The organism is Rubrobacter tropicus, from assembly GCF_011492945.1.
In the GTDB taxonomy this organism is placed as follows: domain Bacteria; phylum Actinomycetota; class Rubrobacteria; order Rubrobacterales; family Rubrobacteraceae; genus Rubrobacter_D; species Rubrobacter_D tropicus.
The window spans coordinates 4,355,387-4,378,772 of sequence record NZ_CP045119.1 but is presented as its reverse complement, the minus strand read 5'-3'; the positions used below and the strand labels follow the sequence as shown (position 1 = coordinate 4,378,772).

The 23,386-nt window shown below is 65.6% G+C and carries 26 protein-coding genes and 1 riboswitch; of the genes, 20 read left to right on the top strand and 6 right to left on the bottom strand.

Annotated features, from left to right (window positions below):
• Window positions 1-3: 3 nt before the first annotated feature.
• The gene (locus GBA63_RS21955) at window positions 4-771 is read right to left on the bottom strand and encodes an ATP-binding protein (protein ID WP_166179656.1); all 768 of its coding nucleotides are present in this window, start codon (window positions 769-771) and stop codon (window positions 4-6) included.
• Between the two features lie 396 nt (window positions 772-1,167).
• On the opposite strand from GBA63_RS21955, the gene rpmH reads away from it, so the two are divergent.
• From rpmH to GBA63_RS21890, 13 genes are all read left to right on the top strand, one after another.
• Complete coding sequence (rpmH, locus tag GBA63_RS21950; RefSeq protein ID WP_166179654.1) at window positions 1,168-1,302, top strand: 50S ribosomal protein L34; 135 nt, start codon at window positions 1,168-1,170, stop codon at window positions 1,300-1,302.
• 21 nt (window positions 1,303-1,323) lie between these two features.
• Entirely contained in the window at window positions 1,324-1,662 is a 339-nt protein-coding gene (gene rnpA, locus GBA63_RS21945; RefSeq protein ID WP_166179652.1) for a ribonuclease P protein component, read from the top strand.
• Window positions 1,663-1,766: 104 nt separating this feature from the next.
• The gene (locus tag GBA63_RS21940) at window positions 1,767-2,627 is read left to right on the top strand and encodes a YidC/Oxa1 family membrane protein insertase (protein ID WP_228282644.1); all 861 of its coding nucleotides are present in this window, start codon (window positions 1,767-1,769) and stop codon (window positions 2,625-2,627) included.
• A complete protein-coding gene (gene jag / locus GBA63_RS21935) occupies window positions 2,624-3,421 on the top strand; it encodes an RNA-binding cell elongation regulator Jag/EloR (protein WP_166179648.1) in 798 nt (265 codons plus the stop codon). Before GBA63_RS21940 ends, jag begins: the two co-directional genes overlap by 4 nt.
• A gap of 122 nt (window positions 3,422-3,543) precedes the next feature.
• Window positions 3,544-4,272, top strand: coding sequence for a 16S rRNA (guanine(527)-N(7))-methyltransferase RsmG (gene rsmG, locus GBA63_RS21930; protein ID WP_166179646.1), 729 nt, complete (start codon window positions 3,544-3,546; stop codon window positions 4,270-4,272).
• Window positions 4,273-4,307: 35 nt separating this feature from the next.
• Window positions 4,308-5,075, top strand: a complete 768-nt coding sequence (locus GBA63_RS21925; protein ID WP_166179644.1) for a ParA family protein — start codon at window positions 4,308-4,310, stop codon at window positions 5,073-5,075.
• A 73-nt stretch (window positions 5,076-5,148) separates the two neighbouring features.
• Entirely contained in the window at window positions 5,149-5,934 is a 786-nt protein-coding gene (locus tag GBA63_RS21920; protein WP_228282241.1) for a ParB/RepB/Spo0J family partition protein, read from the top strand.
• A gap of 152 nt (window positions 5,935-6,086) precedes the next feature.
• Window positions 6,087-7,298: a lytic murein transglycosylase gene (locus tag GBA63_RS21915; RefSeq protein WP_323127022.1), complete on the top strand. Its 1,212-nt coding sequence runs from the start codon at window positions 6,087-6,089 to the stop codon at window positions 7,296-7,298.
• A gap of 127 nt (window positions 7,299-7,425) precedes the next feature.
• Window positions 7,426-7,764 (top strand): tetratricopeptide repeat protein, encoded by a 339-nt coding sequence (locus GBA63_RS21910; protein WP_207956985.1) that lies wholly within the window; start codon window positions 7,426-7,428, stop codon window positions 7,762-7,764.
• A gap of 50 nt (window positions 7,765-7,814) precedes the next feature.
• A complete protein-coding gene (locus GBA63_RS21905; RefSeq protein WP_166179642.1) occupies window positions 7,815-8,234 on the top strand; it encodes a hypothetical protein in 420 nt (139 codons plus the stop codon).
• A gap of 19 nt (window positions 8,235-8,253) precedes the next feature.
• Window positions 8,254-8,937: a DUF92 domain-containing protein gene (locus tag GBA63_RS21900; RefSeq protein ID WP_166179640.1), complete on the top strand. Its 684-nt coding sequence runs from the start codon at window positions 8,254-8,256 to the stop codon at window positions 8,935-8,937.
• Between the two features lie 124 nt (window positions 8,938-9,061).
• Window positions 9,062-11,491: a leucine--tRNA ligase gene (gene leuS, locus GBA63_RS21895; RefSeq protein WP_166179638.1), complete on the top strand. Its 2,430-nt coding sequence runs from the start codon at window positions 9,062-9,064 to the stop codon at window positions 11,489-11,491.
• Between the two features lie 97 nt (window positions 11,492-11,588).
• Window positions 11,589-12,359, top strand: a complete 771-nt coding sequence (locus GBA63_RS21890) for an E3 ubiquitin ligase family protein (RefSeq protein WP_166179636.1) — start codon at window positions 11,589-11,591, stop codon at window positions 12,357-12,359.
• Here the strand turns inward: GBA63_RS21890 and GBA63_RS21885 are convergent.
• The 4 genes from GBA63_RS21885 to GBA63_RS21870 all read right to left on the bottom strand — a co-directional run bounded on the left by GBA63_RS21885 (window position 12,352) and on the right by GBA63_RS21870 (window position 14,831).
• On the bottom strand, window positions 12,352-12,504 hold the full coding sequence (locus tag GBA63_RS21885; RefSeq protein ID WP_166179634.1) for a hypothetical protein: 153 nt from the start codon (window positions 12,502-12,504) through the stop codon (window positions 12,352-12,354). The two genes, GBA63_RS21890 and GBA63_RS21885, sit on opposite strands and share 8 nt — an antisense overlap.
• Window positions 12,505-12,712: 208 nt before the next feature.
• On the bottom strand, window positions 12,713-13,420 hold the full coding sequence (locus GBA63_RS21880; RefSeq protein WP_166179632.1) for an AIM24 family protein: 708 nt from the start codon (window positions 13,418-13,420) through the stop codon (window positions 12,713-12,715).
• A 76-nt stretch (window positions 13,421-13,496) separates the two neighbouring features.
• Window positions 13,497-14,462, bottom strand: coding sequence for a phosphotransferase family protein (locus GBA63_RS21875; protein WP_166179630.1), 966 nt, complete (start codon window positions 14,460-14,462; stop codon window positions 13,497-13,499).
• Between the two features lie 30 nt (window positions 14,463-14,492).
• Window positions 14,493-14,831: a tRNA-binding protein gene (locus tag GBA63_RS21870; protein WP_166179628.1), complete on the bottom strand. Its 339-nt coding sequence runs from the start codon at window positions 14,829-14,831 to the stop codon at window positions 14,493-14,495.
• A gap of 130 nt (window positions 14,832-14,961) precedes the next feature.
• Between GBA63_RS21870 and GBA63_RS21865 the strand changes: the two genes are divergently transcribed.
• Window positions 14,962-15,381 (top strand): VOC family protein, encoded by a 420-nt coding sequence (locus tag GBA63_RS21865; RefSeq protein ID WP_166179626.1) that lies wholly within the window; start codon window positions 14,962-14,964, stop codon window positions 15,379-15,381.
• Window positions 15,382-15,661: 280 nt separating this feature from the next.
• Here the strand turns inward: GBA63_RS21865 and GBA63_RS21860 are convergent, their stop codons facing one another.
• The gene (locus GBA63_RS21860) at window positions 15,662-16,390 is read right to left on the bottom strand and encodes a GntR family transcriptional regulator (protein WP_166179624.1); all 729 of its coding nucleotides are present in this window, start codon (window positions 16,388-16,390) and stop codon (window positions 15,662-15,664) included.
• Between the two features lie 219 nt (window positions 16,391-16,609).
• Here GBA63_RS21860 and eat point away from each other — a divergent pair, with 219 nt between their 5' ends.
• Genes eat through GBA63_RS21830 form a run of 6 tightly spaced genes read left to right on the top strand, consistent with a single transcriptional unit; the run spans window position 16,610 to window position 23,172 of the window.
• Window positions 16,610-18,007 carry an ethanolamine permease gene (gene eat, locus GBA63_RS21855; RefSeq protein ID WP_166180512.1) on the top strand — a complete coding sequence of 466 codons (1,398 nt, stop codon included), beginning with the start codon at window positions 16,610-16,612 and terminating at the stop codon, window positions 18,005-18,007.
• Between the two features lie 10 nt (window positions 18,008-18,017).
• Window positions 18,018-19,379 carry a glutamine synthetase family protein gene (locus tag GBA63_RS21850; RefSeq protein WP_166179622.1) on the top strand — a complete coding sequence of 454 codons (1,362 nt, stop codon included), beginning with the start codon at window positions 18,018-18,020 and terminating at the stop codon, window positions 19,377-19,379.
• On the top strand, window positions 19,376-20,089 hold the full coding sequence (locus GBA63_RS21845) for a gamma-glutamyl-gamma-aminobutyrate hydrolase family protein (RefSeq protein ID WP_207956983.1): 714 nt from the start codon (window positions 19,376-19,378) through the stop codon (window positions 20,087-20,089). The genes GBA63_RS21850 and GBA63_RS21845 overlap by 4 nt, the downstream gene beginning before the upstream one ends.
• Window positions 20,090-21,451 (top strand): aldehyde dehydrogenase family protein, encoded by a 1,362-nt coding sequence (locus GBA63_RS21840; RefSeq protein WP_207956982.1) that lies wholly within the window; start codon window positions 20,090-20,092, stop codon window positions 21,449-21,451.
• A 1-nt stretch (window position 21,452) separates the two neighbouring features.
• The gene (locus tag GBA63_RS21835) at window positions 21,453-22,220 is read left to right on the top strand and encodes a 3-oxoacyl-ACP reductase (protein ID WP_166179620.1); all 768 of its coding nucleotides are present in this window, start codon (window positions 21,453-21,455) and stop codon (window positions 22,218-22,220) included.
• 10 nt (window positions 22,221-22,230) lie between these two features.
• A complete protein-coding gene (locus GBA63_RS21830; protein WP_166179619.1) occupies window positions 22,231-23,172 on the top strand; it encodes a PLP-dependent cysteine synthase family protein in 942 nt (313 codons plus the stop codon).
• Between the two features lie 81 nt (window positions 23,173-23,253).
• A riboswitch (glycine riboswitch) is annotated at window positions 23,254-23,369 on the top strand.
• The last annotated feature ends 17 nt before the right edge of the window (window positions 23,370-23,386 follow it).

The window sequence follows — 23,386 nt, the reverse complement described above, 5'->3', positions numbered from 1 at the left end:
GGGCTACTTTACCCAGGCGCTGACTATGGCCTCTACTACGTCCTCGCCGAGTGGTGAGATGAGACGCTTGCCGGACTCGTGCGCCTGGACCAGCCCGTGCTCCTCGAGCACCGAAAGGTCCCGGTACGCGGTGCTGACAGAGATCTCCAGCCTGTCCGCCACCGTCGATGGCCCGACCTCGCCGCACTCCAATACCGTGATGAGCACTTTCTGCTGCCTCTCCGAGATGTTCATCCTGGGAACGCCGCCCGGATACCTGGGTGCCGCCGGACGCGCCGCCGGAACTTCTTCCCGAACCGCCCGCGGCGTATCTACCATCGAGATCGTCACGACCGTCCCGCCGCCTATGTTGTCTTCGACGGCCAGAGCGCCGCCCGCCTTCTCCGCCGCCGTTCGGGCCATACCGAGCCCCGCCCCGACGCCCCTTATCTCTTCGAGCGCCGCGGACGAGGCCCCGGTGAAACCGAACTCCACCGCCCGCTCCTTGTTCTGTATTCCCGGACCTCTATCCGAGACGCGCACCACGTTGCCGTCGTCGAGAACGGAGATCACGACGCCCCGGTATTCGGCGTGTATCAGGTTCTCGACCACTTCTCGTACCGCCTCTTCCGGAACCTCGCCGCCGAGCTCCCGCACTTTGCCCATCACGGTTCTCGTGAACTTTGCCGTCGCGGAACGCGGGTCCGCACCGGCTATCTCGGTGATCTCGGGGTCCGAGCCCGCCGGGTACACGGCTATGCGGACGCTTATCTCCGCCCGGTCCGTGTCCATCCGTGTGCTCTGTGCGCGCATCATCCCCGCAACGGAATGTAACCCACCCCTCGATCCAACGCTACAGCAGACGGCCGAGAAATCTGTTTTTGCAGGCAATTCACATGTTTATCCACAACTTTATCCACAGCCTGTGGATAAAGTTGTGAAAAAGCCGTGCATCGAACTAAAGTAAAGCCTCAGACCGCGCTGTTTTGGCCGAACTTTGGCTACTGTGTGCCACACGATATTTGGGAGATAAACGCCCTTTTGCAGGATTTTCCTTGAAAAAACGGTGGACGGTCGCCTTCTTGGTCGGATTCTTCGGAGGGCTTGGATAGCTGGATGGCCTTAGGGGCTTCGGATATACTGCTTTAGATCCCTTGTACATCTTAAAACCGCCTGTAGAGGAGTCTGATGAAGCGCACGTACCAGCCAAATCGCCGCAAGAGGGCGAAGACCCATGGTTTTCGCAAGCGCATGAGCTCCGTCGGGGGCAGGAGGGTCATAGCGGCCCGCCGTCGCCGGGGGCGGAAGCGCCTGGCAGTCTGACGGGTGCCGCGAAGCAAGCGCATGCGCCTTACGGATTCTTCGGAGTTCGAGAAGGTTTACAGGCAGGGCACGGCCTATAGGGGGAAGCTCTTCTCCGTCCACGCTTTTCCCAACGAATTGGGAACCCTGCGTCTGGGCCTGTCCGTTTCGAAGAAGGTCGGTAACGCCGTGGTCCGCAACACCCTGCGTCGCAGGCTGCGTGAGATATTTGCCAGCCTCTCCCCTGAGGCCGGCAGCGCCCTTGATCTGGTAGTCTCGGCCCGGCCGCCGGCCAGGGAGGCCACCTTCGTGGAACTCCGGGAGGAGTTCTCGAAAGCGCTCGCGAAGCTGAAAGTCAGAGACCATGCCGTCGGGGAATAGTACCGGCCTGTCCAGAGTGGTAGGTGGAGTGGTCCATCTGTCCCCCATCGTGTTCTCCTACAGCGGGCGCGCGCTGGCCGTTCCGGTAAGGTGATTTGCAGAGCATGATCAACGCCATAGCAGATTTTTTCCAGAACCTCTTTAGCCCGGTCGTCAGCATTCTCGGCCAGGTACTGCTCTTCTTCCACCAGACCGTTGGGGCGCCGTGGTGGTTGAGCATCGCGATGCTCACGATCGTCGTGAGAGGGCTTCTGTTCCCTCTTACGGTCAAGCAAGTGAAAAGCATGAGGGCCGTGCAAGACTTGAAGCCCGACATGGACAAGGTGCGCGCCCAGTACCAGAATAACCCGCAGAAGCAGCGGGAGGAGATGGCCAAGCTCTATCAGGACCGCGGGGTAAACCCGCTCGGCGGCTGCCTCCCTATCCTCATCCAGATGCCGATCTTTATCGGCATCTTTTACGTTATCAGGCTTTTTGGCGGCACGCCCGGCCGCACGGAGCCGAAGTACCCGAGCTTTGTGGACGGCGGTATCTTGTGGTTCAAGGACCTCTCCCAGAGCGATCCCACATACATCCTTCCGATCCTCTCGGCCATCACGATGTTGGCCGCCACCGAGATCACGCTCAAGAACGTGGACCCGCAGCAGCGTTGGCTGATGCGCCTCTTGCCCGTGGGATTTACGGCTTTTCTTCTCTCGTTCCCGGCCGGGCTTTTCGTTTACTGGATCACCTCCAACTTGGTTACCCTCGTCCAGAACTACGCCATCTACCATCACGGGCCGGGACGTCGGCCCGCCGCGGACGGCAAAGCTCCCGGCAAACCGACCGCACAGTCGACCTCCGCGGATGTCCACTCGAAACCGGACGCGGATCGGAACGGACAGTCACAGAACGGCAGTAACGAGGACGCGATGGCGCGTGCTGCAAAGGTCGCGAAACGGAAGCGGAGAAAGAAAAAGAAATGACTGAAAGAAGAGAATTCTACGCTGCCACCGTCGAGGAGGCCGTCGCCCGCGCGGCGCAGGATCTCGGCGTGAACGAGGAAGACGTTTCGTACCGGGTAGTCGACTCCGGCAACTCCGGATTTCTGGGCATCGGAGCGAGGGACGCCCGGATCGAGGTGGATACGCCTGCGCGGGACGCGGGCGTAGATGAGCCGGATCTCGGACCCACTGTCTTCCCGGATTCAACCGAAACGGCACCTGAGGAAACGGTCGAAGATCCGGCCGCTGCGCCAGAGGAAGCGACTACCGGGCCGGGGCTCGCGGAGATCTTTGGCGAGCAGGAAGGTGCGGCACCTGAGAAGGTGCCGCAGGAGTTGATCGACAGCACCGAAGAACTGGTCGTCTCGTTGCTGGAGGCCATGGGATTCGAGGCCCGCGTGGACGTCTACGATGCGGGTGGGTACGTCGCGGTCGACGTGGCGCCGGACAACACGGCGCTGTTTATCGGCCAGAAGGGCGAAACCATCGACGCCCTTCAGTACCTGGTCAACGCTGGTGTCAACAACAACAGGTCCTCACGCGCCAGGATCGTCCTCGACGCCGAAGGGTACAGGCAGCGGCGCGTCGAGGCCCTGCAAGGTATGGCCCACAGGACCGCTCGCAAGGCGATGCGGGAAGATAGGACCGTCGAACTGCCGCCGATGAACCCCTCGGAGAGAAGGGTCGTTCACCTCTTCCTGCGAGATAACCCCGGGGTGACCACGGAGAGCGAGGGCACCGGCGATAGTCGAAGGGTCCGCGTCTCCCCCGTCTGATCACTGTCTCTGTTGTTTCACGTGAAACGCCCCGCTCTCGCTCCGTGCCAAACTCCCTGCGCGACAAAAGTTGGTTTTGGCAAACTTTTGTCGCGTCCCGACGTTTCACGTGAAACGCCCGCATGAGCGCTGTGGAGACTTTTGGCAAGCAACTGATCGCATGGGGCATTGATCTGCCCGCGGGTACCGAGATGCGTTTGTACGAGTTCGCAGGGCTGCTCGGTTCGTACGACGCGGCGAACGTGATAGGGACTCGTGAACTCGACCGGATATTCCTCGAACACGTGCTCGATTCAATGAGCTGCCTGCTCTTTCCCGGGATGAAGAGTGCGACCAGAGTAGCTGATGTGGGCTCCGGTGGCGGGCTACCCGCCGTACCCCTGGCGGTAGCGCTACCCGATGTCAAATTCACGCTCCTGGAGTCCACCGGCAAAAAGGCCACGTTCTTGCGGCACACAGCCGAAAAGCTCGGTCTCTCGAACGTCGAGGTCGTAAACGAGCGGGTGGAGAGCGTGGGACACGACCCATTACGACGGGCCACGCAAGACGTTTGTACCGTGCGGGCCGTGGCGAAGCTTCCAGTACTCGCCGAGTATTGCCTTCCGTTGTTGGAGATGGGAGGACACGTGGTCTCGATGAAAGGTCAGATGTCGGACGAGGAATACGAAGAAGGAGAACGTGCGGCCCGGTTGCTAGGAGGGATCGTGCTGCAGACCATTGAGGTTCCTATCCTGGCCGAGTTAGAGCAGAAGACGCGGCGATTGATCGTGTTGAAGAAAGTGGAAGAGACACCCGATGCCTATCCCCGCCGGGTGGGTACGCCGGCCAAGAAACCGCTCGGTCGGGCTTAGGGTAAGAGTTCGGGTGCCGTGCTAAGATGCCAACGGTGAAGACAGTCGTAGCCATCGTGAACCAGAAAGGCGGGGTGGGCAAGAGCACGACCGCCATCAACCTGGCGGCCTACCTCGCGGACAAAGGCGAGAAGATCCTGGTCGTGGACATGGACCCCCAGGGAAACGCCACGAGCGGCCTTGGAGTATCGGTGTCGCCGGATTCCGGCGGATGCATGTACGACGTACTTCTGGAGGGGCGAGCGCTTCAGGATGTTGCGCTCGAAACAGGCGTCCCCGGATTACACGTGGCGCCCGCCACCATCAACCTCGTCGGGGCCGAAGTCGAGTTGGTCTCCTCCCTGGCAAGAGAATTCAAGCTAAAGCGGGCATTGGAGAAGCTTCCCGATGAGGCTTATGATCGGGTATTGCTCGATTGCCCGCCTTCATTGGACCTCCTGACGCTCAACGCCCTCACCGCGGCCGACGAGGTGCTCATCCCCATGCAGTGCGAGTACTATGCGCTCGAGGGCGTGACACAGCTCATGCAGAGCATCCGGATGGTGCGGGAAGAACTAAACCCGACGCTGAGGGTCGGCGGGGTGTTGCTGACGATGTACGACCCTCGCACGAACCTCTCCAGGCAGGTGGCCGAAGAGGTGCGCTCGTTTTTCGGGGATCGGGTCTTCCACACCATAGTGCCGAGAAACGTGCGGCTCAGCGAGGCGCCGAGCTTCGGGTTGCCGATAGCGCTCTACGCGCCCAGAAGCACGGGGGCCGAGGCATACGAGGCGGTCGCCGAGGAGGTGATCGGTCGTCGGTAAGCGGGGACTGGGGCGGGGGCTGTCCGCGCTCATCGCGACGGGAGAAGGCGTCGGGGGGCTGAAATTCGAGGAGTTGCCCGTATCGGCGATCCGCCCCAACGCCCGCCAACCCAGGCAGACGTTCCCGAGGGCCGGGATCGAGGAGCTCGCCTCATCCATCCGCGAGGTTGGCGTGCTGCAACCCCTCGTGGTCCGTTCGACGACGGGCGGCTTCGAGCTCATAGCGGGGGAGAGGAGGCTGAGGGCCGCCAAGGAGGCGGGTCTCGACCGCGTGCCGGTCCTTATAAGGCAGGCCGGGGACAACGAGTCCATGGAGCTCGCGCTCGTGGAGAACCTGCAGCGGGAGAACCTGAGCCCGCTGGAGACGGCCGCGGCCTACCAGGCGCTCATGGAAGGGTTCGGGCTCACGAAGGACCAGCTCGCCCGCCGGCTCGGCAAGAGCCGGGCCGCCGTGACCAACACCCTGCGCCTCGCGCAACTCCCCGCTTCGATACGGGAGATGCTCGGGCAGGGCCAACTCTCCGAAGGACACGCCCGCGCCCTGTTGGGACTCCAAGCCGAAGATCAGATGGTCCGGTTGGCCCGGCGCGTCAACGACGAGAAGCTCTCCGTCAGGCAGACGGAGGAGCTGGTGCGGGAGCAGGCGAACGTGGCACCCGAAAGCGCACCAACAGGAGCGCGCCCGGCTACCCAGACGCCCGCCGCCTTCAACGAAGCCTCCCGCGTCATCCGCGAGGCAATAGAACTGCCCGTCAGGGTGAAATCGTTCCGGCGCGGGGGGAAAGTCGAGATCCGGTTCACCGACCAGGAACAACTAGAAGCGCTCGTAGACCTACTCACCGCCGGCAAGGCACCTTAGCACCACCAGACAAACCCGCCGCTTTCACCACAAGGTTTATATTGTTGTAGTATCAAATGTATCTATAATCCATCGTCTCACGTATATCGCGTTGGGGTGGGGTGATATACACTGTCGGCGACTCGCTCTTTATGTGAACGTCGGGAGGATCCTTGGGGCGTTGGGTGGCGGTCTGGCTGGTTTCGATGGGGGGTATCGTGGTCGTCTGGGCCGGACTCGCCGGGGCGCAAGAGGTTTCGGGGGACCAGTACGCGAATTCCGAGACCGGGGCGCCGAAAGTCGAGATCCCGACCCTCGAGAAGAAGATCGACGAGCAGGACGCGGCGTTGCGGGACAGGATCGAGAAGATCTCCTCGGTCGGAAGGGACCTTGAGGAGACCCAGACCCGCGCCGACGGGGCCAGGGCCAGGGTCGGAGAGCTCGCGGATCAGACACGGGAGCTGGAACGGAAGATAGCCGCCCAGAAAGAGTCCTACCGCGAGTCAAAGGCGCGGTACGAAGAGCGGGCCCGCGCGGCCTACCAGGGGCGGAACCTGGAGGGGCTAGGGGCCCTGATCGACGGCTGGCTCGGTTCCGGCCGGGGGGTCGGGGGAAGCCTGGACGTCGGGGTGGCCAGGGTGTTGACCGATGGCAGGCGGGATCTCCAGGCCTACGAAGAGTCCAGGGACAGGCTCAGGAACCTGCTGCGCCAGATCTCCGAGAAAGAGAACGCCTACGAGGGCGCCGTCGAGGAGGAAGAGGCGACCGCGGAGGAGCTGCGGCGCCAGGAGGCGGCTCTGGACGACTCCATAGCCGGGCTGAGGGCCGAGCGGGAGAGGTCCGCGGCGCGGCTTCAGGAGCTTGAGGCGGCCGAGAGGGCCCGAATCCTGAAGAGCCGGGCCGCCAGCGGCGGGGGTACGACCGGCAGGGGATACCAGCTCGGCGTCGCCCGCGACGACATAGTCGCGAGGCCCGTCGGCCCGATCCCCAAAAAGGAATACATAAAGCTCTACAAGGAGTCTGCCCGGAAGTACGGGTTCGGGGAAGACTGGTACGTGCTGGCCGCCATCGGGCAGGTGGAGTCAAACCACGGGCAGAACATGGGCCCCTCCACCGCAGGGGCGATGGGCCCGATGCAGTTCCTGCCATCGACGTGGGCTGCGTCCGGCGTCGACGGCAACGGCGACGGAAAGGCCAACATCATGGACCCCAGGGACGCCATACCCGCGGCGGCCGGCTACTTGAAGGAGGGCGGGGCGCCACGCGACTGGTACGCGGCCCTCTACTCCTATAATCACGCCGACTGGTACGTAAAGAAGGTCTTCGCCGTGGCAGAGGGCTACAGACGACTGGCAAAAGACGAGACGATACCGCCATACGTCTAGCGGTTCGCAGAGCGATCCGCTAGAACTGGTCAGCCCGTCAGTACGCTGCGGCCTTCGGCCTCCGCTTTCAGCCGGTCAGCCAAAACCCAAAGCTGAAATGCTGACGAGCTGAAGGAAGGAGCGACACATGGAGAGCCCGCGCTCTGAGATGTTCCGCAAACTCTTGCAGAGGGACGAGAGGAACCCCATGGTCCTCTACTCTTTGGGCAACGAGCTTTTCAAGGAGGGACGCTACGCCGAGGCGCGGGATTACTTGAGGCGCGCGGTGGAGTACAAGCCGGACTACTCGGTCGCGTACAGGACTTTGGGCCGGGCGCATTTCGAGCTCGGAGAGGACGATGAGGCCCGGCGAGTGTTCGACGAGGGGCGAAAGGTGGCCGAGGCGAACGGCGACCTGCAGACGGCGAAGGAGATCGACGTCTTCAAGAGGCGTCTCGAGAAGCGCAGGGCGGGGGAGGGGCCGTAGGCGCCCGTCCCTACATCAGGGGTGGGTCGGAGGCGACGGTTGGCATATCCGTGGACTACGAGAGCCCGCTCGCCCGGAAGGTGGCCGGCGACGTGTGGTCGGGGTTGCACAGGGCCGCCCTCGAAGCCGGGTTCACGAAGACGACTGCGGTCTGGGAGAGCCTGCGGGAGGGGATACCGGCAGGCCTCCAGGGGCCGCCCGTCCACATCTTCGCCGTGGGGCAGGACCGCCCCGACGCGGTCGACGCGGTCGGCGCCGTTGGGGGACCGGAAGGGGTGCTCTACGGGCTGGTAGTCGCCGTACCGGATCGGCCGAGTCCCCTGGCGGGTTCTCTCCTCTACCAGGGCGTCGGTCGACTGACCGACGCGGGCGTGAAGGCCGGTATGGTCGAGCCGGCCCTCCTGCACGCCTCCCCGCTGGAGTGCGAGCGCTACGCCCGCCGGCTGCTCGAACGGCTCAGGGTCATCTAGGGCGGGCTTGTCCTCCCAGGTGCTTCTCGCGCTGCCCGTTACGGTGGCTTTCGCCGCCCTGGCGTACGGGCTCGGCATGGTGAGTTTGGGCGGGGTGGTCGGGGGCGTACTCGTCGGAGCCCCGATCTACGCCTGCCTCGGACCGTCCGGTTTCGCGATCCTCGTCCTCTTCGTGGCCGGTGGATCGGCCCTCACCAGGCTCGGCTATGACCGCAAGCGCCGGTCGGACACGGCCCAGGAGCACGGCGGCCGGCGGGGCGCCCGCAACGCCCTGGCGAACGCCGGCGTGCCCGTGCTGTGCGCTGTGCTCTACGCGCTCGAGCCCTCCGACGCGATCTCGGCGGCCTACGTGGCCGCCGTCGGGGCCGCCCTCGCCGACACGGCCGAGTCCGAGGTCGGGCAGTTGTCGCGGCACGCCCCGCGGCTCCTGACCAGCATGAGAAAAGTCCCCTCCGGCACCGACGGGGCCGTCTCCCTGTCCGGTACGCTGGCCGGGGTCCTCGCCGCGGGAACGACGGCGGGACTCGGGCTGCTCCTTGGCCTCGTCGCGGGCGGGGCCGTCGCGGTGCTCGTGGCGGTCGCGGCTTTTCTCGGGACCGTCGCGGACAGCCTCGTCGGGGCGCGGCTCTCGTGGGTCGGCAACGAGGCGACCAACGTGGTTTGTACGCTGGTCGCCGCGGTGCTTGCCTTCTTTATCGCGTAGTCGGCAGGTGTTATATTAGGCGCATGAACGCCGAGGCTTACAAGGTCCGAAACTCCGGTCCCCGACTATAGTCTTCCGCGCCTTTTTTCTCCCGAACCGCCGATAATTCCAGAAGGAGTCTCTCGTGAGCGAGACGAAACCGAGGAAAACCTACGACCCGACCGCCCTCGAACGCCGCTGGCAGGAGCGGTGGGCCGAGACGGGCCTCTACAAGACGGATGAGGATACGTCCAAGCCAAAGCACTACGCCCTCACCATGCTTCCTTACCCGAGCGGGGACCTGCACGTGGGCCACTGGTATCCGATGACGCCCTCCGACACGCGGGCGCGGTTCAAGCGGATGAACGGGTACCGGGTCTTCTTCCCCATAGGCTTCGACGCCTTCGGGCTTCCGGCCGAGAACGCCGCCATAAACCGGGGCATCCACCCCTACAAGTGGACCATGTCCAACATAGAGAACATGCGCGGGCAGCTCCGCCAGATGGGGGCGATGTTCGACTTCGACTCCGAGGTTGTTACGTGCGACCCTGAGTATTACCGCTGGAACCAGTGGTTCTTCCTCAAGTTCTTCGAAAAGGGGCTGGCGTACAGAAAAGAGGCGCCCGTCGACTGGTGTCCGAAGGACAACACGACGCTCGCGCGGGAGCAGGTCGTCGGGCCCGACCGCAGGTGCGAGCGGTGCGGGACGCCCGTCATCAAGAAGAACCTGGCGCAGTGGCTCTTTGGGATCACCCGGTACGCCGACGAGCTTCTCGATTTCTCGAAGATAGAGTGGCCCGAGCGTGTGGAGACGCTCCAGCGGAACTGGATCGGCCGCTCCGAGGGGGCCGAGATAGTGTTCGAAATAGAAGGCTACGGCCCGCTCGAGGTCTTCACGACCAGGCCGGACACGCTCTTCGGGGCCACGTTCTTCGTGATGAGCCCGGAGCACCCGGCCGTCGAGAAGATCACGACGCCCGAGCGCGAGGACGAGGTCCGCGCCTACGTCGAGAAGGCCGCCAGGATGAGCGAGATCGACCGCACCGACGTCACGCGCGAGAAGACGGGCGTCTTTACCGGGGCGCACGCCATCAACCCGGCGAACGGGGAGAAGATCCCCGTCTACGCCGCCGACTACGTCCTGATGGGCTACGGCACCGGAGCCATCATGGCGGTCCCCGGACAGGACGAGCGAGACTGGGAGTTCGCCGAGAAGTACGACCTCCCGATAGTACGGACGGTGGAACCTCCCGAGGACTTCGACGGCAAGGCGTACACCGGCGAAGGGCAGGCCATCAACAGCGGTTTCCTGGACGGCCTCGGGGTCGAAGAGGCCAAGGAGCGCATGATCTCGCACCTCGAGAGCGAGGGTACCGGCCGCCGCGCCGTAACGTACCGACTGCGCGACTGGTTGATCTCGCGTCAACGGTACTGGGGTACTCCGATCCCGATAATCTACTGCCCGGAGCACGGCGCCGTCCCGGTCCCCGAAGAGGACCTCCCGGTCCGGCTGCCCGAGGACGCGGAGTTCATCCCGACGGGCGAGTCGCCGCTCAAGCGCGACCCGGACTTCTACAACACGGAGTGCCCAACTTGCGGCGGCCCGGCCACGCGAGAGACGGACACGATGGACACGTTCGTCGACTCGTCCTGGTACCAGTACCGTTACCTCTCCCCCCACTACGACCAGGGGCCTTTCGACCCGGAGCGTGGGGCGAAGTGGCTCCCGGTCGACCAGTACACCGGGGGGATAGAGCACGCGGTGATGCACCTGCTCTACACCCGCTTCTGGACGAAGGTCATGCGCGACATGGGGCTCGTGGACTTCGACGAGCCGATGCTCAGGCTCCACAACCAGGGCCACATCCTCGGGGAGGACGGGGAGAAGATGAGCAAGAGCCGGGGCAACGTCATCAACCCGCAGGACTTCGTCGACCGCTACGGCTCCGACGCGCTGCGCTGCTTCCTCATGTTCATAGGGCCGTGGGGCCAGGGCGGGCCCTGGGACGGGCGCGGCATCGAGGGCATCTCGCGCTTCTTGCGCCGCGCCCTCTCGCTCGCCAACGGGGGGAGTTCCGACGCCGAGGCCGACCCGGCGGAGATCACGCGCAGGACTAACAGGACCGTCAAGAAGGTAACGGAGGACCTCGAAGGGTTCCGGTTCAACACGGCTCTGGCAGCGCTTATGGAGCACACGAACTACCTGCTCGCGGTGCGCGGCGGGGTCGGCGAAGACGAGTGGAAGGACGCGCTCCGCTCGTTCGCGCTCCTCCTCGCGCCGCTCGCGCCGCACCACGCCGAGGAGATGTGGTCCGCGATAGGGGAGACGTACTCCGTCCACGAGCAGGCCTGGCCCGGCTACGACGAAGCGCTCATCGCGGAGGAGGAGATCACGCTCGTCGTCCAGGTCAACGGCAAGCTGCGCGACCGCGTCGCCGTGCCGGCAGACATCTCCGAGGAATCGGCCAAAGAGCGGGCCCTCGCGAGCGAGAAGGTCCGCCCGCACGTCGAGGGCAAGGAGCTCCGCAAGGCCGTCTACGTGCCGGGCCGGCTCGTCAACCTCGTCGTGGGCTAGCACCTCCCGAAATCCCGCAAAAGGATGATGCGCGGCCGGGTCCGGGCTTCTTACACTCTCGTCGGAGGATGAGTTCGGATGGGATCAGGAGGCTCTGATGGTTGCGGCTGTGATCTTCTTGCTGGTTGGCGTGGCGCTCTGGGTGGCCGCGGGCGTCGTGCTCTTCTTTCGGGGCAGGACGAAAGGGAAGGCTTCGGCCATGGCCGCGGTCGAGACCTCGGGCGCCGCGGACGTGGCCTCGCTCGCGCCGGGGAGCCCCGTCGAGGTGAAGGGAACGCTGCGGTGCGAGGCGCCGCTTGAGAGCGAGATGGCGGGGGAGGCGTGCGCCTACTACTCGTCGCGCGTGATCCGGGAGTACATCAGGCAAGACCGCGACGACGACAACGACGTCGGTTCTGATAGACGCTCTGAGACGATCTCCCACAGCGAGCGGTTCGCCCCGTTCCACGTCGAGGACGCAACAGGCCGCGTCGCCGTCGACGCCGAAGGCGCCGAGATAGACGCGAGGGAAGTGATGGACCGCTTCGAGCGCCACACCGACGGGGCCTCGGTCACCATCGCCGGCGCCACGATAAACCTGGGCGGAGGCGAGCGCACGATCGGCTTCCGATACGCCGAGAGCGTCCTCCCCGTCGACGCACCGGTTTACGTCCTCGGAGCGGTGGGCGAGGACGGCTCCATCGGCGCCCCCGCCGGCGACGAGGAGAAGCGTTTCGTCGTCAGTTATCGTTCGGAGGAGGCGCTAGGGGCACAAATCGGCAAGGACGCCCGCCTGCTCGGGTTCGTGGCCGCGGGCCTCGCAGTCGGCGGCCTGGTCTTCGCGGCTGTCGGCGTCGCCGGTCTTGCGGGGATTATTCAGTTCACGTAGTCGGGGCGGCCTCCCGCACACCCTCGCCCTCAAGCACGAGGACGGTCATGCCATGCGGGCCGGCCCTCGACCCGTGCTGCTCTCCAACCCCCCACAGCACCGCCTGACCAGCCTCCACCCGAAGCTCGTCCGCGTCCGTGCTCACCCACCCCCTTCGACCACCACGAAGAGCTGTGGCACGGAGGCCGGATGCCGCCCGACCGCGCCGCCCGGCCGAAGGCGCAGGCAGGCCAGTTGTGCCTCTCCCTCGGACGCAGCCAGGACGGAGAAGAAGACGCCCGAACTACCATAGGCTGAGAGATCCCGCCCCGAGATCCGCGGGTCGAAGTGAAAGACGCGCACCGGTCCTGCGGTCAGTCCTCGAAAAACGAGCCCATGCCGCCACCGCCCTGGCCGCCGTGGGAGTGTTCCGGGATCGTCGGCCCTTCGGACGGTTGGATCAGGACCCAACCGGGCCCGTCGAAGCCGATCTGGAACGTCTCCCCGCTCCCCTTACCTATGAAAGTCTTGAACGACACGTCGCTCTTGACGCTCGTCCTGACGCCCCCGCTCCAGGCTATCGCCGAATCGGGGTCCGCGAACGTCGGGGTGGAGGTATCCAGCAGGACGGGCTCGCCGTCGGAGGTCACGGCGACCTTGCCCGTGCCTTCGAGTACTACGTTGAACATGCCGCCGGCCAGGCGGCCAGCGCCTTCGACGCGCCTTATGTCCCAGTCGATGCCGGGCTCGAAGGCGAGGATGTTGTCGCCGTTGACGGTCATGCGGTCGTTGTCGAGTTCGAGAACCATTACCTTGCGCTTGTCGTGCGCCAGGAAGACCTCGCCCGTGCCCGTTACGGTCATGAGCTGGGTTCCCTCGCCCGTCATCGCCTTCTTGAAGAACCGGCCGAGGCCGCCGCCCTTGTGCTCGAAGCGGACGTCGCCCTGGTAGGCGACCATCGAGCCCAACTTTGCCTGGATCTGGTCGTTCTGCAAACTGACCTTGAGCATCGCCGAGTTCTGCAGCGTCAGCCTCCCGGCCGGCGTTACCTCCCTGAACTGCTCCAGGTTCGTCTCGCTCATGGGCGCTCCTCCCTTCCTGGTTTCGTTACAACGGATACTACGCTATGCGGGAGACTCGGGTTTCCCGCCGCCCTCCTTACTTCCACCCGGTTTTGCTGGCCAGCCAGCTTCTCGCCGCCTCTCCCTGAGCTAGCTGGAAAGCCCGCAGGGTGGGAAGCCCCGGAGGTGGGGGCTGGAGTCCTTCTCTGATGAAGAAGCCGGTTATGGCGGCCACGACAGCCACGATAGCGTCCTCGTCGGCCTGAAAGGCGCGGGGATACCGGGAGAAAAGCTCATCCGGCGTCGGGCCGCCCTGCATGGCGACGCTCGGGGCGAAGAAGGCCAGGTCTACCCAGGGCGCCCCCACGCGGGCGTGGGGCCAGTCTACGACCACGACCCGGTGTGGCGTGAGCAGCAGATTATCCGCCCGCAGGTCGAGGTGGAGCAACGAGCTCCCCGTCGCGGCTTCGGGGGCATCCGCTTCTAGCCCCGCGAGTTCGTCCAGGTGACGGACCGACCACTCGTCGAGTCGGGCCGGACTTTCCCGCGAGAGCTTCTCCCAGTGCCGGCCGGCCACGACGGACCACCCACCCGCGCCCTCGACCGTGCCGTCCGGCAGCGGCGACGGGTCGAGAACGTCGGCCAGGACCGCGAGGGTGTGGAGAACCCTGTCCAACTCTTCGGGCCGCCAGGGCTCCGCGGGATTCCGTCCCTCCACGTCCTCGAAGGCCAGCACTATCCAACCCTCCTCGCCTTCGTCGTGGGACCAGAGCAGCCGGGGAGCGGGAACACCGGGCGGAAGCGCGGCGACAACCTCGGCCTCCCGGCGGTGCGCGGCGGGGGTATCCGGGTTTGGTTCGGGGCCTGCGGCCTTCACGAAGACTCGGCGCCCGTCCGAGGTCCGCAGTCGCGCCGCGACGCCGGGAGAGAAGCCGCCCGGCGAGGACGTCGCCGCGACGATCCTGCCGCCCAACCACGCCTCGACGGCCTCGCGCACGTGCCTGGGAGCCTCGGACCAATGGAGCCTGACGCCCTCGGCCGGCGGCGGATTGAACCTCTCCACGCCTTCAGCCTGCTCCGTCGGAGGTCCGGCTCAGAACATCCTCCCACCTTCCGGGACTTCTTTGTCCGGTGAGAGGAGGACTACCTCGCCGTTTTCGTCGGGGACGCCGAGGACGAGGACCTCGCTCTTGAAACCGGCGATCCTCTTCGACGTGAAGTTGACGACCGCGACCACCTGCTTGCCGATCAAGCCTTCCGGTTCGTAGTGGGCAGTAAGCTGGGCGCTGGTCCGCCGCTCCCCGACCTCCGGCCCGAAGTCCACGGTGAGCTTGACGGACGGCTTTCTCGCCTCCGGAAAGGGTTCTGCCCCAACCACCTTCCCGACCCTTATGTCCACCTTCTGGAAGTCTTCGAAGCCGATCTCACCCACCGCTCGCCCCTCCCGTTCTCCGAAACCTCTAACGGTACAGTCTACAGCCGCAGCCCCGCCCGGTCGCCCGCCGCCGACGAGGATGCTACCCTGCGCGGGATAGACCCGGCACAGCGAGAGAGGAGCCCCTATGGCCGCCACCTTCATCCACACCTGCTACCGCATCCTCGACCCGGCAAGGAGCGAGGACTTCTACGTGAACAAGCTCGGCATGAAGAAGGTCGGCGAGATGGACCTCGGCTCCGCGACCAACCACTTCTTCGCCCTGGAAGAGGACCCGTCCTCCCCGATGCTGGAGCTCACCCACAACCACGACCAGACCGAACCCTACGACAAGGGCAGCGGCTACGCCCACGTCGCCTTCACGGTGGACGACCTGGAAGGTACGGTAGAGAACCTGAAGGGCCAAGGCGTAACGGTAACCCTCGAACCCAAGACCCTGACCGCCGACGGCAACGACTACCGCATAGCCTTCATAGAGGACCCCGACGGCTACAAAATAGAGCTGGTCCAGCGCGGAACGATGAAGGTGGGGGAGATGATGCAGTAAAGCTGGCCAGCCCGCTCCGGCTTCGCCTGCGCTTTCGGCACGCATCGGCCTGCTACGAGCAGGCCTCGCTTTCAGCTTGTCAGCTTTTAGCCGCGCGGGGTGCGTCCGGGCAGCGCCACACGCGGCGGTTCGGGTGTCGAGAGGGGAAACGCTTCGAGACGACTGTAGCTGATAGCCTCCGAAGGAGGCTTGCTGAAAGCGACCGAAGGCAGCGTGCTGACTAGGCGCGAAGCGCCAGGCTGACAAGCGGAGGCGAAGCCGGAGCGGGCTCGCAAGCTGGCTACGCCAGCTTGCGAACCTCGAAGAGCTCTCTTACGACGTGCAGGTTGAGCTTTCCCGGCAGGAACGTGTCGTGGGAGCGCTGGACGGGGCGGCCGTCGGTGAGGTACATGGTCTGGACTAGGGAGAGGGCGGCGGAGGGCGACTCCAGTTGTAGCTTCGTGCCGATTGGGTCTTCCGGGGCGACCATGACCGCCTCTATGGACATCTGGGAGGAACCCACGGGGACGCCTTCCGAGACTAGGAGGTCGAGCAGCATGGCGTCGGGGCGGAAGTGCTCGCGCACCTGGTCTGCGCTGATGACGCTCTCGGGCACGAGGTCCACCATCCAGGCGGCCGGGCTGTTCTCCATGAGCAGGACGCGCGAGACCCGGACCAGCGGCTTGCCTCTCTCAACTTCAAGGGCTTCCGCTTCCTCCAGCCCGGCCTTCGCGACCGTTATGCCAAGATCCCGGCTGGAGAGCCTGACCCCGAGCCGCTCGGCGTGGACGGTGTAGGTCTCCAGCTTCTCCAGTCCCGACCTGAGCCGCGCCCCGCCCGGAGGGTTTACGAGAAAGGTCCCGCTCCCCTGGCGACGGTCGAGCACGCCGCGGTCCACGAGCCGCGCCAGCCCCGCCCGCACCGTGACCCGCGAGACGCCGAGGGAACCGACCAGCTCCGCCTCGGGAGGTATGCGGTCCCCGGCCTTGTACCGGCCCCTGAGCAGCAGATCCTCTATCCGCCGCTCCACCTGCCTGTAGAGCGGCGTCCTTTTCTCCGCGTTTCCCGCCCCTGGACCGATGCCGGAACCTCCCGCCCCCTTGTATGACGAATTGGTATTAATTATGATGCTTTTGTGAGCATCGTGCCAGGGTGCTAGGTGAGCGGGCGGGAGAGGAGTTCAGGGGTGAGCGAGCAGGATCGCAGGTCCCGTCAGGGGATCGAGTACGAGAACGTCGGTGCCGAGTACATGGAGCAGCGGCAGTTGCAGCGGGGGGCCGCCGGATGGGTGTTGCTCGCGGGGCTCGGGGTGGCTTACGTCATCTCGGGCGACTTCGCGGGCTGGCACTTCGGGCTCTCCGAGGGCGGGTGGGGGGGGCTGCTAATCGCGACGTTGCTGATGGCGACGATGTACATCACGATGGTGTTCTCGCTGGCCGAGTTGTCTTCCACCATACCGACGGCCGGGGGAGGATACGGGTTCGCCCGGCGGGCGCTGGGGCCGCTGGGCGGGTTCGCGACGGGGACGGCCATTCTGATCGAGTACGCCGTCGCGCCGGCGGCCATCGCGACGTTCATCGGCGGGTACATGGACACGCTCGTCGGGGTTGGGGGTTGGGTAGTCTACCTCGGCTGTTACGTGGTCTTCGTGGGGATACACCTCTACGGCGTCGGGGAGGCGCTCAAGCTCATGTTCGGCATCACCGTCGTCGCCGTCGTGGCGCTCGCGGTGTTCATCGTCGGCATGATCCCGCAGTTCGAGGTCTCCAACCTGTTCACGATAGAGGCGACGAACGCCGCGGGGGCCAGTTCGTTCTTGCCGCTCGGGTTCGTGGGGATATGGGCGGCTTTCCCGTTTGCGATCTGGTTCTTCCTCGCCATCGAGGGCGTCCCCCTCGCCGCCGAGGAGACGAGGGACCCATCGACGGATATGCCAAAGGGGCTCATCGGCGGCATGGCGGCGCTGCTCCTGTTCGCGGTGCTCGTCCTCTTCTTCGGGCCCGGCGGCGCGGGCTCCGCGGCTTTCACGACCGACGAGATGCTGGCTGCGCCCTCCGTGCTGCCCCTGGCGATGGAGGAGGCCTACGGCGGCACCACCGCGCTCGGGGCCATCGTCAACATCGCGGGGCTCGCCGGCCTCGTGGCCTCTTTCTTCTCCATCATCTTCGCCTACTCGCGCCAGATGTTCGCCCTCTCCCGCGCCGGCTATCTGCCGAAGGTGCTCTCCCTGACCGGTTCGCGCAGGACCCCGTGGGTCGCCCTCATCGTGCCCGGCATCATCGGCTTTTTGCTCGCCCTCACCGTCAACGGCGCCACGCTCATCAACATCGCCGTCTTCGGGGCCACGGTGAGCTACGCTCTCATGATGCTCTCGCACATCGTTCTCCGCCGCCGCGAGCCAGACCTGGAGCGGCCCTACCGGACGCCCGGAGGGACCGTTACCTCCGGCATCGCGCTCGTGCTGGCGCTCGCGGCCGTGGTGGCGACCTTTATCGTGGACCGCAACGCGGCCCTCATAATGCTCGGCGTCTACGCGCTCTTTATCGTCTACTTCCTGGTCTACAGCCGCCACCACCTGGTCGCCCAGGCCCCGGAGGAGGAGTTCGCGACGATCGAGCAGGCCGAGGCCGAACTGGCCGGAAGCTAGAAGGGAGACCATGGAGACGAAACCAAAGGGCCGCCTCGACCTCGAAACGTTGAGGTCCGAGGTCGAGGCCGGGCGGATAGACACCGTCCTTATAGCGATGACGGACATGCAGGGCCGCCTCCAGGGCAAGCGCCTGACGGCCACGCACTTTTTGGACGAGGTCGTCGAGCACGACGCGGAAGGGTGCAACTACCTGCTCGCCGTGGACGTGGAGATGAACACCGTCGGGGGCTACGCGATGAGCTCCTGGGAGAAGGGCTACGGGGACTTCGTCTTCAAGCCCGACATGGAGACCTTGCGGCTCGTGCCCTGGCAGGAGGGGACGGCGATGGTGACGTGCGACCTCGTCTGGGAGGACGGGAGCCCCGTCGCGGCCTCGCCGCGCCAGATCCTCAAACGCCAGCTCCAACGCCTCGCCGAACGCGGCCTCGAAGCCTTCGTGGGGACCGAACTCGAGTTCATAGTCTTCAAAGACTCCTACGAGGAAGCCTGGAGAAGAGGGTACAAGGACTTAGATCCGGCCAACCTCTACAACGTGGACTACTCGCTGCTAGGTACTGCCAGGATAGAGCCGTTGCTGCGCCGGATACGGAACACGATGGCCGAGGCCGGGCTCGCGGTCGAGGACGCGAAGGGCGAGTGCAACTTCGGGCAGCACGAGATCAACTTCAAGTTCGACCGCGCCCTCGCAACCGCGGACGGGCACGCGATCTACAAGAACGGCGCCAAGGAGATCGCCTCCCAGGAGGGATGCTCGATCACCTTCATGCCCAAGTTCGACGAACGCGAGGGCAACTCCTGCCACATCCACCTGTCCCTGCGCAGCGAGGACGGGACCCCCGTCTTCGCCAACGCCCACGGGTTCAGCGAGACCTTCGAGCGCTTCCTGGCCGGGCAGGTCGCCTGCCTGCGCGAGCTCATGCCCCTCTTCGCCCCGAACATCAACTCGTACAAGCGCTACGCCAAGGGCTCGTTCGCGCCGACGGCCGTCGCCTGGGGCCGGGACAACCGCACGTGTAGCTTGCGGGTGGTCGGACACGGACCCTCTTTGAGGGTGGAGAACCGAATCCCGGGTGGGGACGTCAACCCGTACCTGGCCATCTCGGCCATGATCGCCGCCGGCCTGCACGGGATAGACAACGAACTCCCCCTCGAAGACGAGTTCGCCGGCAACGCCTACGAGACGGACAAGCCCCACGTACCGACGAGCCTGGGCGCCGCCCGCGAGCTCTTCGCGGCGAGCGAGGTGGCGAGGGACGCTTTCGGGGACGAGGTGGTCGAGCACTACCTGAACGCGGCGAAGGTCGAGATAGAGGCCTTCGAGGCTGCGGTCACCGACTGGGAACGCTACCGGACCTTCGAGCGCCTGTGAGCGGGAGGCCCACGGTCGGCATCACCGCCGCGACGGAGACCGTCAGCTACGGGGCGTGGAAGGCGATGCCGGCCTTCCTCAGCCCGGCCAACTACGTGTACGCCGTTCAGCGGGCCGGGGGCAGGCCCGTCCTGCTCCCGCCCGACGAGGAGGACGCGGGGGAGCCGGACGGCCTCCTCGATCTCCTCGACGCCCTGATCCTGACCGGCGGCGCAGGCGACCTCGACCCCGACCTCTACGGCCAGGAGCCGCACCCCGAAACCGGACCCGTCCAGCAGGAGCGCGATGCCTACGAGCTCGCGCTGGTCCGGGCTGCCATAGGCCGAAGGATGCCGGTCCTCGGCATCTGCCGCGGGATGCACGTTTTGAACGTCGCCTACGGCGGCGGCCTCGAGCAGCACCTCCCCGACGTGCTCGGCCACGAGGAGCACCGCCACACCCCGGGCACCTTCGCCGACCACGAAGTCGTGCTGGAGGCAGGATCCCTCGCCGCCCGCGCCGTGGGTTCGGAGAGGACGCCCGTAAAGTCCCACCACCACCAGGGGATAAAGGATGTGGGGGAGGGGCTGGTAGTCACGGGGCGCTCCGAGGACGAGGCCGTCGAGGCCATCGAGGATCCGTCCTGCCCGTTCGTGCTCGGCGTGCTCTGGCACCCGGAAGAAGACGAGAAGAGCCAACTTATAAGAGCATTAGTCTCGGAGGTATCGTAGTTGTTGGAGATCCTGAACCCCGCCACCGAAGAGGTCGTCGAACGCCTCGAACCCGCCACGGCCGAGGACGCCGACGCCGCCGTCGCCCGCGCCAAGAAGGCCTTCCCGGCGTGGCGCGACGTAGCGCCCGCCGACCGTTCGCGTCTCCTGCGCCGCCTCGCCGGCGCGCTCGAGGCCGAAAGGGAGAACCTGGCGCAGCTCGAATCGAGAGACACGGGCAAGCCCATAAACGACGCCCGCGGCGAGATGGGCATGGTGGCCGACACCTTCCACTACTACGCCGGGATGCCCGAGAGGATACTTGGCGACACCATCCCGGTCTCCGGGGGCGTTGACGTCACCTTCCGGGAGCCCTTGGGCGTCGTCGGCCTGATCGTGCCCTGGAACTTCCCGCTCACCATCGCGAGCTGGAAGATGGCGCCCGCCCTGGCCGCCGGTAACACCATCGTCCTGAAGCCTGCCGAGCTTACCCCCCTCACGGCGCTGGAGTTCGGGCGCATAGCGCGCGAGGCCGGCATACCCGAGGGCGTCGTCAACGTCCTCGTCGGACCCGGCAGCGTGGTGGGGCAGAGGCTCGTCGAGCACGAGGACGTGGCGAAGGTCGCGTTCACGGGCTCGACGGCCGTGGGCCGCGGCATCATGGCCGGCGCCGCCGGCACCATCAAGCGCGTAACCCTGGAACTCGGCGGCAAGTCCGCCAACGTAGTCTTCGCCGACGCCGACCTCGAAAAGGCGGCCGCAAGCGCCCCGATGGCCGTCTTCGGCAACGCAGGTCAAGACTGCTGCGCGAGATCCCGCATCCTCGTCCAAAAAGACGTCTTCGACGAGTTCCTGGACAGGATGAAGCCCGCCGTGGAAGCCCTGCGCGTCGGCGACCCGCTGGACGAGGCGACGGAGATGGGCCCGCTCATCTCCGCCGATCACCGAGAGAGGGTAGCGGCCTACGTGCCCGAAGACGCGCCCGTGGCTTTTAAAGGCGAAGCCCCCGAAAGCTCGGGTTTCTGGTTCCCGCCGACCGTGCTCGCGCCGGTCTCCAACGACGACAAAGCCGCGCGGGAGGAGATCTTCGGCCCCGTGGTCGCCGTGATCCCGTTCGAAGACGAGGACGACGCCGTCCGGCAGGCGAACGACACCCCCTACGGCCTCTCCGGCTCGATCTGGACCCAGAACGGCGCTAAGGCCCTGCGCGTCGCGAGGCGCATCGACACGGGTGTCCTCTCCATAAACTCGAACACCTCCGTCAGGGTCGCGACCCCGTTCGGAGGCTTCAAGCAGTCGGGCGTCGGCCGCGAACTCGGACCGCACGCCCTCGACCACTACACCGAACTCAAGAACGTCTACATCTCGACGGAGGAGGGCTAGGATGCCGGGACGCCTCGAAGGCAAGGTGGCGGTCATCACGGGTGCGGCCAGCGGCATCGGCCGCGAGACGGCCCGCCGCTTCGCCGAAGAAGGCGCGAAGGTCGTCGTCGCCGACCTCGCAGACGAGCCGGGCAAACAGGCCGCCGAGGAGGTGGGCGGCCTCTACGTCCGCGCGAACGTCACGGACCCCGACGACGTGCGGAGGATGTACGGGGAGGCGTCGGAACATTTCGGCGGCATCGACGTGCTCTTCAACAACGCGGGCATCTCCCCGCCGGACGACGGCTCGATCCTCGAGACCGAGATGGAGGCCTGGGACAGGGTACAGAACGTGAACCTGAGGTCCGTCTACCTCTGCTGCAAACACGGGATACCGCACCTGCTGGAGCGGGGCGGGGGTTCCGTCGTGAACACGGCGTCTTTCGTGGCCGTTATGGGGGCCGCGACGTCCCAGATCTCCTACACCGCGTCCAAGGGCGGCGTTCTCGCCATGAGCCGCGAGCTCGGCGTCCAGTTCGCCCGCCAGGGCGTGAGGGTGAACGCGCTGTGCCCCGGCCCCGTCAACACGCCGCTGTTGCAGGAGCTATTCGCCAAGGACCCGGAGAGGGCCGCCAGGCGGCTCGTCCACCTGCCGATGGGCCGTTTCGCGGAGGCCGTCGAGATCGCCAACGCCGCCCTCTTCCTCGCCTCCGACGAGTCCTCGTACATGACCGCCTCGACCTTCCTGGTCGACGGCGGCCTCTCCGGGGCATACGTTACGCCCGAGTAAGGGGGTTGCCATGAAGAGCGGACTGTCCAACAGCATCCTCGACGCCATCGGCGACACGCCGATGCTGGAGATCGACGGCGTCTACTGCAAGCTCGAGTACCTGAACCCCTCGGGGTCCGTGAAAGCGCGCATAGCGAAGTACATGATCGAACGCGCCGAAGACGAGGGACTCCTCAAACACGGCGACACCATCGTGGAAGCAACGAGCGGCAACACCGGCAACGCCCTCTCGATGGTCGCCGCCGTCAAGGGCTACAGGATGCTCGTCGTCATGCCCGAGGGGATGAGCGGCGAGCGCGTCGCCATAAGCCGCGCCTTCGGGGCCGAAGTGATGGAGATAGGCCACTTCCACGTCGACGAAGCATTGGCCAAAGCGAAAGAACTCGGCAATGAACCGGGCTATTTTTGCCCTTCTCAGTTCGAGAGCGAGTGGAACGTCGAGGAGAATCGGACCTGGCTCGGGCCGGAGATCCTGGACCAGCTCCCCGAAGGCGTGGTCCCTGACGCCCTCGTAATGGGCGTCGGCACCGGCGGCACCCTCGTCGGCGTCGGCCAGGCTTTTAGGGAAGTAAACCCCGACGTCCGGCTCTTCGCGATGGAGCCCTCCGAGTCCTCCACCATCCTCTGCGGCGAGGTCGGCGAGCATCTCATAGAGGGCATAGCCGACGGCTTCGTCCCAGGCATCTTCCAGCGCCACCAGAAGCTCGTAAACGACACCCTCGCCGTCGACTCCGAGGAGGCAGTCGGGGAGATGCGCCGCCTCGCGAAGCACCACGGCCTCTTCGTCGGCCCCTCAAGCGGAGCCAACCTCATAGCCGCCAGGAAGGTCAGGGAGAGCCACCCGGAGATAGTGCACGTAGTAACCCTGTTCTGCGACGAGGGAGAGAAGTACATCCAGGATCACTTCGCTGCGAGGGATGAGGTCAAGCTCACAGCCGAGAACTACACCTAAGCCATGAAGATGTCCGGAGCAACTTTTGTATCCTGCTCCACAAGCCGCGTCGCCCTACTTATGCTAACTTTACTTTGCCCGGTGAGGGCCGCGGGAGAGAGTCGCGGGGGATGGGGGAGTCCCCGCAGCGACCGCCGAAGGTGAAAGGGCCGCGAGAGCGGCTCGAATCTCTCAGGCAGAAGGACCGCGGACCCGAGGGCGTCCTGGAGAGTTC